The sequence below is a fragment of the Cupriavidus sp. U2 genome, assembly GCF_009663685.2.
Classification (GTDB): Bacteria; Pseudomonadota; Gammaproteobacteria; order Burkholderiales; family Burkholderiaceae; genus Cupriavidus; species Cupriavidus necator_C.
Map to the genome: position 1 here is coordinate 25,859 of NZ_RCOG02000013.1, position 11,260 is coordinate 37,118.

The following is an 11,260-nucleotide window of genomic DNA, read 5'->3' on the forward strand; positions in this document are numbered from 1 at the left end:
GAGATAGCAATTGAAGCAGATTCCCCTGTTTGGTGTCGTGCATACGCCCGAAATGGAGGCAGCGGCACAGGAAGTACTGCGCTCAGGACGCATTGCAAGCGGCGAGTACGTCGGCAAATTTGAAAACGGCATTGGCGACATCGTCGGGCAGCCGCATGTGGTCAGTACCCACGACATGACGAATGCTGTCTTCCTCGCGCTTCACCTCGCGGGCGTTGGTCCGGGCGACGAAGTCCTCACTACGGCGTTTGCCTGCATGTCGACCAACGCAGCGATCTCGCATGCAGGCGCGACGCCAGTATGGGTTGATGTTCGTCCCCGGTCAGTGGAAATGGACGTGGAGGACGCCGCGCGAAAAATTACGCCGCGCACCAAGGCCGCCATCATGTATCACGTAGCCGGCTATCCCGGACCCGCCCGGGAAATGGCCGAACTATGCAAGGCACGTGGCATCGCGTTTCTTGAGGACTGCGACAATGCATTGTTTGCCACGCAGGATGGCGCACACGTTGGAGGTCATGGCGATTTCGCCATCTTTTCGTTCTACCCCAATCGCCAGATCAACTGCACAGAAGGCGGCGCGCTCATCTGCAAGTCGGCCGGTATGGCGGAACGCGCGCGGCAGCTGCGCCGTTTCGGCATCCATGCGGCTAACTTCCGCACGGCGCAAGGTGAAATCAACCCGCTCGCCGATATCCCCGAAATTGGGTGGGCGTACACGATGAACAATCTGTGCGCCGCGCTGGGCCACGCACAGCTGGAGTCTGCCAGCCAGAAGGTGGATCGCGCGCGCGCCAACGTTCAGCGGCTCAAAGCCCGCCTCGCCGGAGTTGCGGGCATAACGCCGCTGGAGTCCCGACCTGGTACTGATCCGGCCTACTGGGTCATGCTCTGCCTCGCGGATAACCGGGATGCACTGCTTCAGCACCTGAAGGACCACGGCGTCTCGGCATCCATCCTGCATCATCGGAATGATACGTATAGTGGATTCCACGCGATGAAGATGGGCCCGAACACACACACTGCTTATCTGCAGCAGCATATTGTCGGCCTGCCCTGCGGCTGGTGGCTCGATGACACCGACGTTGATACCATCGGCAATGTCTGCGCACAGGCAGCCGCCCGTACCCTGACTGCCTGAGGTTCGATGAAATTGCTCCGTGCCGCTGCGCTCGACATGGTGATGCTGTATGCCGGCAAGGTGTCAGCAGTGCTGGTGGGGTTTATTTTCCTGCCTTACTACCGACACCTGCTTGGTGCTGAAGCCTTCGGGATGGTGGCCGTCATCCTGTCGCTGCAGGGCCTTCTGATCATGCTTGACCTCGGCATGTCGACGCTGGTTGGCCGCGAAATCGCCATGGCGGATTCGAGCCCCAATGCGCTGGCATCCCTCGTCCGCACTGCGGAAATGAGCCTGACAGCCTTCTACGCACTGCTGCTGCCGATTGCCGTTTTCCTGTGGGCATTTGGGTCATTTCCGAGCGTCGACTGGTTCACGGTCATTGGCGCCATTGTATTGTTTTGGGTTTTGGTGCTGCAGAACATGTACTACGGCGCCATGCTGGCACGTCGAGAATACGCTGCTGCCAGCACGATCCAGCTCGTCGGCGTGGCAATTCGAGCCGGTGCGACCGCATATGTGCTCGCTGCCGTGTCCAGCACGATAGCTGCGTTTATCGCGACCCAACTCGTGTTCGCCATCGTACAGGCCCTGGTCACACGCAAGCGCTGCATTCAGTTCTGGACCAAAAGCGCGACGGATCGCTCACTTCTGGCTAATCCGACACTCCGTGACGCGTGGGAACTGATCAAAAAAGGACGCGCACTTGTGCTGTTCTCGGCTGCGGGGGCCGCCGTCACCCAACTCGACAAGCCGCTGGTGTCTGGACTGATATCCGCAAACAGCGTGGCGCCCTATTTCCTGGCTACTACTGTATGCATGGTGCCGCTCTCGTTGCTGGGTGGGCCGGTCAGCCAGTATTTCCAGCCTCGTGTACTGAACCAGAATTTCGCGGGTGCCGACTTTCCCAAATCGACCGTCCAGAGGTTCGTACTCTGCACAATCCTCATTTCCTCGCTGCCGTGCCTAGTATTCTGGCTGGCGCGTGATCCCCTGCTTGGCCTCTGGATGGGCCATGGCCACGACAACAGCATAATATCGCGCTACGTGAAAATTCTCTTGCCGGGATTTGTGATCGGCGCGTTTGGCTATATACCCTACACGTTCCTGCTTTACGCCAAAGACCTCCGTTTTCAAGCTGTGGCGTCGATCGCGATGAGTGTCGTGACACTGGCGCTTACAGCATTCGCGGCATACCGGCAGAGTGTCGACGGTGTTTGCTACATCTATGCTGCCTATCACACCGTTTCCACGCTCGTCAGCTGGACGCGCGCACTGGCACTGGAAAAGGTTCGCGTTGCGGCACGATATTCGGCCATCCTCACATTGCAGCTTGTGATACCGCTCGTGGCGATTGCGATTGTTGGCCAGTTTCTGATTAAAAACTCCTGAGAGATTTGCACTATGTTCGATAACAAGGTCCTGATGATCACCGGTGGTACCGGTTCGTTTGGCAACACGGTTCTCAATCGCTTTCTCCATTCGGCTGTCAAGGAAATCATCGTATTCAGCCGCGACGAAAAGAAGCAGGAAGACATGCGGATTGCAATCAACAACCGCAAGGTCAAGTTCCACATTGGCGACGTGCGCAACTACGAAAGCGTGGCCCGCGCCATGGAAGGCGTGGACTATGTTTTCCACGCTGCGGCATTGAAACAGGTCCCGTCGTGCGAGTTCTATCCTATGGAGGCTACTCTGACGAACGTGGTAGGAACGGAGAACGTCCTGAATGCCGCGATTGCCAACAAGGTCAAGCGCGTGGTCGTTCTCAGCACCGACAAGGCGGTGTATCCGATCAACGCCATGGGAATCTCCAAGGCCATGGCGGAAAAGGTCATGGTCGCAAAGTCGCGTACCGTCCGCGACGGCGGCACGGTACTCTGCGCCACACGCTATGGCAACGTCATGGCGTCCCGTGGATCCGTCATCCCACTTTTCATCGAGAAAATCAAGGCCGGCAAGCCGCTGACAATCACCGACCCGAAGATGACCCGGTTCCTGATGTCATTGGAAGACTCCGTCGATCTGGTGCTTCATGCGTTCCAGCATGGGTCCCAGGGCGACATCTTCGTGCAGAAGGCCCCCGCGTCGACAATCGAGGATCTGGGCACGGCCATCAAGGAACTGTTCAAGAGCAACGCGAAGGTCGATATCATCGGTACGCGGCACGGTGAAAAGCTCTATGAGACGCTGGTATCGCGCGAGGAAATGGCCAAGGCCGAGGACATGGGCCGCTACTATCGCGTTCCCGCTGACAATCGCGACCTCAACTACGACAAGTTCATTGTGGAAGGACAGCCGGACGCAAACGATGTCGACGACTATACCTCCCACAATACGGAACGTCTAAACGTCGAACAGATCAAGAAACTTCTGCTGACGTTGTCCTACGTGCAGGAAGAGGTGAAGAGCTGATGCGCCCTCTGGTATCGGTCATCATCCCCACGCACGGCCGCCCGGAATGTGCAGTTTCGACGATCCGCGCTGTACTGGCTGCTTCCGATGAGCTTGAGGTCGTTGTCAGCGACACCAGCAGCGAGGACCGAATCACGCCCGCATTCGCCGGGCAGGATATCACGCGGCTCAAGTTGCTTCGTCCCGGCGAGCCGCTCAGTGTCGTCGACAACTTCAACTTCGCGCTGAGCCATGCCAGCGGCGAATACCTGGCCTTTATCGGGGATGACGATTTAGTATCGCCACAGATTACAGAGGTTGCGCAGTGGGGCATCGAAAATAATGTGGACGCCTTCAGCTTCAGTTTCCCGATGCTGTATTACTGGCCGACCTTTGCCAGTACCACGCGCTGGAAAGCCCAGGGCAGCACGCTCGTGGTCAGCGAATTCAATGGAAGCGTTACACCGTTCGACGCAAAGGCGGAGCTCGCCGCTGCATTGCGCAACATGGGATCTGGCGTGCTTGGCATGCCGCGCGCCTACGCCGGAATGATCTCGCGCCGGCTCGTGGAACGAATTCACTCGGCGCACGGCCCGCTGTTCGGCGGGGTCAGTCCGGACATCTACAGCGCTGCGCTCATTTCAATGGAGAGCCAGAAAAGTTATCGCGTCGACTTTCCGATCGTGGTTCCTGGAGCATGTGCCGGCAGCACTTCTGGCAAGAGCGCGCGTGGGCGGCACGTGGGGGGGCTGCGTGACAACCCTCACATTGGCGCCTTCAAGAACCTCGTATGGGATGAACGCGTGCCCGAATATTACAGCGTCCCCACTGTGTGGGGATATTCACTGTTGAAGGGTGTCGAGGACAAACCGCAGTGGCTTGGCAAGGCCGATTTTTCGATGTTGTACTTGCGATGCCTGATTAGCGATCCCCAATACAAGGGCATGGTGATGGGATGCCTGAGACAGCATGCACGTAAGAGCGGCTATGTGACTACGGCAGTCGAGTTTGCCTGCGCCACGGTGCGCGAGGTCATCCGCATCGCCCGCACGCTCGTTCAACGCCAACTGAACCGTTTCAAGCCCGAAAACAGTGTTGTACTGCACGGCGTTCTCGACACGGAACAGGCTTTCGAAGCTGCCTCGCAATATATCCGGAAATTTGACAAGAAGCTCGAACTGACGAAGAGCGGTTCATGAAGCGTCGTCCACTGATAACTAATATACCGCGCAAGGTTTTGCCGCGGCCGGACCGGACTGCATCATGGTTCTGACCGAGATCGTCCTGCTTGCAGCGATGCTTGGGCTGTCGTCGGGCATCAGCCTGCTTCTGCTCAACGTACGCCAACCTGCGCCACATGTGGTGGGCGGGGTGACTGCCGCCGTGTTCATCATCGTCATGATGTGCTTCCGTAGCCTGCAATTTGGCGTGGATACGGCGGCCTATGCCGAGATATTCTCCGACTTCTGCAAAGGCAGCCTCATCACGGACCGAGAATCGAGCTTCCAGATTGCTACGGAAGTACTGAATTTTTCAATGCTTGGCAGCTGCGATACCGAACTGCTGCCAGCCGTGTGGATTTTCCTGGTAGTGCTGCCCGCCCTGTTTTTTCTGGCGCCTTGGCGGGTGCGCCTTTGCTACATTTCGGCGTTGCTGCTGTCGCTAGTCGGCATCGAACTGTCCACCAACGCGCTGCGCCAGGGGTTATCCGTGGGATTGATGGTGCTTGCGGTTTCGCTGGCGCCGGTCAGCTCGCTGCTCACATTCCTCTTTAGCGCACTGGCAATGCTGTTTCACCCCAGCGCGGGTCTAGTACTTCTTGGGTATCTGCTAGCGCGTCAGCGTTGGGGGGTCTTTCTGACAATGATTGCAGGCTTGTTGGCCCTGGTCATTCACTCGCTGAACAGCTCTGTAGAACTTCCGTTCGTGTCGCGGTTTCTATACGAAATTAACAAGTATCTAGCACACGAAGACACTGAGCTTTGGATTCGAATCCTGTCGTTTGCGTGCGTCGTGGCAGCGTTGGCTGCGCCACTGATGAGCCGACTGCCTGACGTTCCCATTCGAACCGTCGTCGATGACCGATACTACGCGGTGGCAATGCGCATGGCGATCGTGTGCGTGCCGTTCCTGGCGCTGCCCTATTTTGGATACCGCTTCATCTACGGCATGTATCCGGTGATCCTTTTCCTCACGCTCAGCGCCACCCTAGAGAAACACGTCGACACCAGAAGGCATTTTATTTTTCTTTGTGCCATGAATGTCACCATCCTCCTTGCCTGGGCCGGTGGATCGACGTATATGCGCGAGCTTCCCTTCATCGGTTGATGAATATGCAATTTGCTGCTTCCGCACGACCAAGCGGCATCTCGGTCGTCATTCCCACGCTCAACCGTCTCGACATGGTCTTGCGGGCCTGCCATTCAGTCCGGACCAGCCATCTCGATCGCGTCGAGATTATTGTTGTTGACGATGGCTCAGCCGACGATCTGCGCCAATTGCTTCCTGCGACGAATGCGCACGGAGTTGCAATCCGTTCCTACCGGTTTCCATCCAATCGCGGGCCGCAGGCCGCGCGAAATCTCGGCATCAGACGGGCGCGCTTTACCCATATTGCCTTTCTGGATTCCGATGACGCATTCACAGCCGAGAAAATAGATCACGTTATCCAGCAACTTGACAACGGCCCCGTAGACCTGTTGTTTCACGGTGTCCAGGGCATGCCTAAATATGGTAAGCTGGCCCGCCTTTGGACGGGGTGGCTAAGTCATTGGTTACCATTCGGCTGGTGGATCGCCATTCTGAATCCGGTCGTCACGCCGGCTCTCGTGATCCGGCGTGAACGCAGGCTCGGCATGGTGAGGCTGCGGCACTGCGAAGACTGGTGTTTCCTACTTCGCTACGTGCAGGCGGACACGCGGATCCAGTTTCTGCCCGAGGAACTATCCATTGTTTATCGACCCGTCGGGTCCAGCGGCGGATTGTCCGGCGCAATCTGGAAGATGCGCAAGGGCGAATTCGCCGCGCGTCAGGTACTCCTGAAATCCCCTTGGCCCTCTGGCGTCCCTCGCTTTTGCCTTGGCGGCATGGCTGGGCTCCTCCGAATCATAAGTGACGTCCTGCGCGGACGGTATTTTCGCTAAGTCAGGACTATGGCAAACGTTTATCTGATTGGTGTACGAGGCATTCCAAATCGCTACGGCGGATTCGAACGCCTTGTCGAAGTCCTCGCACCCCACCTGGCAAGCCAGGGCCACGACGTGACTGTGTTCTGCAATGATGACCCCACGGTCAATCCATCTGGCACCACGGAAGATCGCTGGTTGGGCGTCAGGCGACGCTTTGTTTCTGTTCGCCGCAGTGGTCCACTGGGGACTATCGAGTATGACTGGCGTTCGTTTAAGGAAGTCCCCCCAGGCTCCGTCGCTTTAATATTTGGATACGGCACGGGAATTTTCCAGCGTTATCTCAAGCAGAAGGGAATTCGACATGCAGTCAATATGGACGGCATCGAATGGCGGCGCGAAAAGTGGGGCCGCGTTGCCCGCATCTGGCTACGCATGAACGAGCGTTCTGCAGCACGTCAGGCAGATATCCTGATCGCCGATCATCCTGAAATCCAGCGTTACCTGCAGGAAGAACTCGGCAAGGCATCTACAATGATTGCCTACGGCGTAGACGACGATGCACTGGAGCCCGGCGATCGCAGCAGACTCTCGCATCCGCTGCTGGACCAATACCCGGATCAGAGTTTTTCTCTGGTGGTTGCGCGTCCTGAGCCAGAAAACCAGATTCATGTGACGCTTGACGCCTTCGAGCGTAGTGCGAAGAAACTCCCAATGGTTGTGCTCGGAAATTTCGAAATCAACGACTATGGGCGACAGCTCCGCGCGGCGCATCCCGACGTCCATTTTGCGGGCGGCGTCTATGACGCGCCCGTACTTAATGAACTGCGCAGGCGCAGCAGCCTGTATATCCATGGCCACTCGGTGGGCGGTACCAATCCGTCACTGATTGAGGCTATGGCAGCTGGTGCATTGCTTGTTGCCCACGAGAATCCGTTCAATCGCTGGGTGATGGGCGGCGACGCATCAGGACTGTTCTTCAAGGAGGCCAAGGATCTGGCAGTCCACTTGGATAATCCGCCGGCGCCGGCGCTGCGTGAAAGCATGATCGCCGCCGCCCGTCAGCGTTGCGTCGATCAATTCTTGTGGCGCCGCATCCTCGATGAATACGACGGCGTGATCGAGCGCCTGTTGCAGGCGAGTCGATGACAAGCAAACGGCAGTTCTTTGCGTCGGCGGTTTGGCGATAGGCCAGATATTGTTCAGGGTTAGTGCTAATGAAGCGGAACTGTACGGCCTGAACTCGCTCGCCTGGGTATGGGTGCTGCGACGTGTTCAGCTTGTTAAAATCTATCCTTTGGTGGCACCCGCCCTTCTAGTCGTGCCGATTGGCAGCCACTTCATTTTTGGCGAACGATTTCAGACGCAGCATATATTTGGCGTCATTCTGACCTCCAACGCATGATTTCGCGAATGCGCCCTCTACTCATCGACACCCTATCCCCTCCCACATCATATAGACGTTATTCGCTTCTCGGGGGCGTCATCGCCACCGCAGCGCTGGTGCTGGTTATTTGGGTCTGCTTCGCTCCCGGATTCATGTCCTATGATTCGGTTACCCAATATCGCAGCGCCATGGCACAGAGCTATGCGGACAGCCACCCGCCGATCATGTCGTATGTGTGGCACCTTTGCCTGAGCGTGGTTTCCGGTCCGCAAAGTCTGCTCGTCCTTCACCTGATACTGCTGGTCGCCGGCATTTTCGTCTGGCAACTGAATCTGGTCAGTTCTCGATTCTCGCTGCTGGTTCCGGCCATGTTTTTCCTCCCCTGGATTATTAACTTCGCGGGGGTCTTGTGGAAGGACGTAGGTATGGCGTTCTCACTTCTGATCGCCAGTGGGCTGTTGTTCAATCCCGAAAGACGGCGCGGTCTCGCGCTCCTGGGTCTCCCGTTTCTTTTTTATGCGTTTGCTGTACGCCATAATGCGATTCTAGCCACGGCACCACTCCTCTTTCTTGCTTCGATGTTTCATCTGCGTCGACCCAGCGTGATTTTAGGATTCCTGATCGCGGTGGTTACTTCGGTTGCTTTCTGGGGTTTCTCCAACGTCGTCAGCTATCACGTCTTGAAGGCAGAACGGAAGCACTATGAAACCCTTCTCATGGGCGATGAGATCGCCAAGATCTCGGCCGAGACTAGGCAAAATCTGCTGCCTTGGATAAAGCAGGCGGATCTTGATGCCTGCACCCAGTTTCCCATTCTTTATGAACGTGCGCTGTGCTTTATTGATCGCGGCTACGATCCGAGCGGCAGCCTCGTAAGCTCCCAGTCGTTCGAGGTAACGCACAAGCTATGGAGGGAAACGGTGCTGGCAAATCCCTGGCTGTCGATAAAAATGCGATGGGAAGCATTCCTGCATTTCCTGCGCTCACCGCAAATGACTCCTGCATATGTGTGGCAGCCGGAAATCATGCAAAACGACATGGAAATCTCGCTGTTCCGCCCGGAATTGGCACGTTCCCTCGAAAATTATGTAATGAGCAGCCAAAGCGGCATAGCCAGCGAGTTGTTCAAGCCATATACATGGCTAGTGCTGGTTTTTGTAATGCTTGCGGCGGCAACAAGGATGCGTCCATCGTCAGAAAAAATGCAGGTAATAGCGTTGAATCTATCTGCACTCGGCTATTTCGCGAGTCTACTTGCGGCGGTCCCGTCCGTCGATTTTCGATATGCCTACTGGTGCATCGTCGCCTGCAGCCTGTCGATGATCGTTATGGCGGCCGGCATACGGAACAGTCGGTCGCGGGCCGGATCCCGATAAGGTCGGCCGAATTTCTGCTGTGGGTTGAAGTACTCTGTCTCCACTGGGGAAGTGGCGCCTGGCCGCTCTAACGCAATGCCAGGCGAACAACTAGATGTTGCCTGTGCGACTCTTGAGCCGATGTTTCGCGTCGATGGCCACGCCGAGGAGCAAGCTGAGAAGCAAACCAGCCACCAGACCGCCAACTCCGAATAACGACTTTCGCGGATAAACATATCGACGGCCGGTTTCGACAGGGCCGAGCAGATGCGTGTTATAAGTGCGCTCCGTGGTCATCAGTTCCTGCAACGTGTTACTACGCAGACGCAATGAACGCAGGGCCTTTTCGTTTTCATTGACCATCTCGCTCAGCAGAACGTTTTCCGAGAATTTTCCTGCAACGCCTCCTTGAGCTTGGTTCCTGACAAGGTCGCTCAGCATTTCCCGGCGTTTGTCTTCACGGTCCACGCCCTGCCTGACCTCCGCGAGATCTGCCTTCAGTCTCTCCAGGGACGGGCGCATGAGGCCAGCATGTACGCGAATCAACTCCACGCTGATAGCTTCCGCGGCCTGTTTGGCCTGCTGGGGAGAAAAACCTCGCACCGTGTACTGGATAAGATCGGTACCTGCCAATATAGTCGTCTTGAGCGAACGGCGAATTAGCGCTGCATTGGCGTCTTCATCGGGCCCAACGGCGAAACCCAGATTCTTCAGAACAGCGTCCGTGAACTGCGGAATTCTCAGTCGCTCAAGTGCCCGCGCAATCGGCTCGATCTGCGTTGGCCCGACTGGCACAGTAGTCGCTTCGTTGGCCACCTGACCGATTTGCAGTACACCCGTTGCTTCCCATTGCTTTGGAATAACGAATGTTACACAGATGCCGATTGCCAAGCCCACCACGCTCAGGCTCAAAATCCTGACAGCGTGACGTCGAAAAAAACCCAATACATCCTCAAGTGTGATGACCACACCGTCCCCATTATTTCCCGGTGCTGGGGCAACTTTCATGTCCATATAGTTATCTCTTAATAATCATCCATCGCGGCGACTGGAATCGCACGATACGCCAGTACAGCCAAACATAAAGAACTATAAATAGCCCGATAAAAATCAGCAGAATGATGTTCTTGTTCCAGAACAACGTCGCAGGCAATACCGCCATCAAGCTGATTAGCCAAAGATAAGGGGATGTCATTGAATTTCGGCGCAGCATGTGCCTTTCATCTTTGCTGCCCACGGCCCAACGCATCAGGCGCTGGTAAATCAGCGTATGCAGATGGACGCCATCAGGGTATCCGGCCGGCACACCCTTCAGAACGCGGCGCCGGTAAATCGAAAACAGTGTCTCGAATATCGGGTAGACAAGCATCAGCACTGGATACCAGGCCGAGACCTGTGGGTTACGCATGACCAGAAGAATGCTGCATTCCGCCAGAATGAAGCCAATCAGGTAGGCGCCGCCGTCTCCAAGAAATATATGCCCGGCCGGGAAATTCCAGATAAAGAAGCCTAGGATGGCGCCCACCATCGCGAATGCCACAGTGAGAATCAACGGGTCGCTGACCTGGAAGGGTAATCCCCCCATTTATAGCAATTGCCAGAAGTAGGAAGGCTACGCGGCCATGGCGAGCCGCTGTTTTGGGGTAAATCCGCCCAGAGCCATATTTGGGCGCTCGTGATTGTAGGACCACATCCACTGCGTGGCGACGCGTTGTACATGGTCCAGATCGTCCCAATGATATTGGGACAGCCATTCGTAGCGCACGGTCCTGTTGAACCGTTCGACGTAGGCATTCTGTTGGGGCTTGCCCGGCTGGATGTATTCGAGCTTTATGCCCCATGCCCCGGCCCAATCGACAATTGCCGCGCTCAGGTATTC

10 protein-coding genes and 1 pseudogene are annotated in these 11,260 nt (G+C 56.5%); 8 read left to right on the forward strand and 3 right to left on the reverse strand.

Annotated elements, in window-relative coordinates:
• Nucleotides 1-10: 10 nt before the first annotated feature.
• The 8 genes from D9X30_RS13415 to D9X30_RS13450 all read left to right on the forward strand — a co-directional run bounded on the left by D9X30_RS13415 (nt 11) and on the right by D9X30_RS13450 (nt 9,402).
• A complete protein-coding gene (locus D9X30_RS13415; RefSeq protein ID WP_153950297.1) occupies nt 11-1,141 on the forward strand; it encodes a DegT/DnrJ/EryC1/StrS family aminotransferase in 1,131 nt (376 codons plus the stop codon).
• Between the two features lie 6 nt (nt 1,142-1,147).
• Nucleotides 1,148-2,512 carry a lipopolysaccharide biosynthesis protein gene (locus D9X30_RS13420; RefSeq protein WP_153950298.1) on the forward strand — a complete coding sequence of 455 codons (1,365 nt, stop codon included), beginning with the start codon at nt 1,148-1,150 and terminating at the stop codon, nt 2,510-2,512.
• A 12-nt stretch (nt 2,513-2,524) separates the two neighbouring features.
• Nucleotides 2,525-3,535: a polysaccharide biosynthesis protein gene (locus tag D9X30_RS13425; protein WP_153950299.1), complete on the forward strand. Its 1,011-nt coding sequence runs from the start codon at nt 2,525-2,527 to the stop codon at nt 3,533-3,535.
• Complete coding sequence (locus tag D9X30_RS13430; RefSeq protein ID WP_153950300.1) at nt 3,535-4,713, forward strand: glycosyltransferase family 2 protein; 1,179 nt, start codon at nt 3,535-3,537, stop codon at nt 4,711-4,713. The genes D9X30_RS13425 and D9X30_RS13430 overlap by 1 nt, the downstream gene beginning before the upstream one ends.
• A 64-nt stretch (nt 4,714-4,777) precedes the next feature.
• Nucleotides 4,778-5,842, forward strand: a complete 1,065-nt coding sequence (locus D9X30_RS13435; RefSeq protein ID WP_153950301.1) for an EpsG family protein — start codon at nt 4,778-4,780, stop codon at nt 5,840-5,842.
• Nucleotides 5,842-6,657, forward strand: a complete 816-nt coding sequence (locus D9X30_RS13440; protein WP_153950302.1) for a glycosyltransferase family 2 protein — start codon at nt 5,842-5,844, stop codon at nt 6,655-6,657. Before D9X30_RS13435 ends, D9X30_RS13440 begins: the two co-directional genes overlap by 1 nt.
• Nucleotides 6,658-6,666: 9 nt before the next feature.
• Nucleotides 6,667-7,788 (forward strand): DUF1972 domain-containing protein, encoded by a 1,122-nt coding sequence (locus tag D9X30_RS13445; protein ID WP_153950303.1) that lies wholly within the window; start codon nt 6,667-6,669, stop codon nt 7,786-7,788.
• 390 nt (nt 7,789-8,178) lie between these two features.
• Nucleotides 8,179-9,402, forward strand: coding sequence for a hypothetical protein (locus D9X30_RS13450; RefSeq protein ID WP_153950304.1), 1,224 nt, complete (start codon nt 8,179-8,181; stop codon nt 9,400-9,402).
• A 90-nt stretch (nt 9,403-9,492) separates the two neighbouring features.
• Here D9X30_RS13450 and D9X30_RS13455 read toward each other — a convergent pair whose 3' ends face one another.
• The 3 genes and pseudogenes from D9X30_RS13455 to D9X30_RS13465 form a co-directional block, all read right to left on the reverse strand.
• The gene (locus D9X30_RS13455; RefSeq protein ID WP_153950305.1) at nt 9,493-10,395 is read right to left on the reverse strand and encodes a GumC domain-containing protein; all 903 of its coding nucleotides are present in this window, start codon (nt 10,393-10,395) and stop codon (nt 9,493-9,495) included.
• Nucleotides 10,396-10,399: 4 nt separating this feature from the next.
• A pseudogene (locus tag D9X30_RS13460) lies at nt 10,400-10,951 on the reverse strand (glycosyl transferase); the annotation flags it as partial.
• Between the two features lie 42 nt (nt 10,952-10,993).
• On the reverse strand, nt 10,994-11,260 hold a 267-nt coding region (locus tag D9X30_RS13465), incomplete at its 5' end, for an integrase core domain-containing protein (RefSeq protein WP_153949611.1).

Bases quoted from the DNA above. Each gene is read 5' to 3' on its own strand.
- D9X30_RS13445 (WP_153950303.1), top strand. From the start codon at position 6,667: ATGGCAAACGTTTATCTGATTGGTGTACGAGGCATTCCAAATCGCTAC.
- D9X30_RS13455 (WP_153950305.1), bottom strand. From the start codon at position 10,395: ATGGACATGAAAGTTGCCCCAGCACCGGGAAATAATGGGGACGGTGTG.
- D9X30_RS13425 (WP_153950299.1), top strand. From the start codon at position 2,525: ATGTTCGATAACAAGGTCCTGATGATCACCGGTGGTACCGGTTCGTTT.
- D9X30_RS13420 (WP_153950298.1), top strand. From the start codon at position 1,148: ATGAAATTGCTCCGTGCCGCTGCGCTCGACATGGTGATGCTGTATGCC.
- D9X30_RS13430 (WP_153950300.1), top strand. From the start codon at position 3,535: ATGCGCCCTCTGGTATCGGTCATCATCCCCACGCACGGCCGCCCGGAA.
- D9X30_RS13450 (WP_153950304.1), top strand. From the start codon at position 8,179: ATGTCCTATGATTCGGTTACCCAATATCGCAGCGCCATGGCACAGAGC.
- D9X30_RS13435 (WP_153950301.1), top strand. From the start codon at position 4,778: ATGGTTCTGACCGAGATCGTCCTGCTTGCAGCGATGCTTGGGCTGTCG.
- D9X30_RS13440 (WP_153950302.1), top strand. From the start codon at position 5,842: ATGAATATGCAATTTGCTGCTTCCGCACGACCAAGCGGCATCTCGGTC.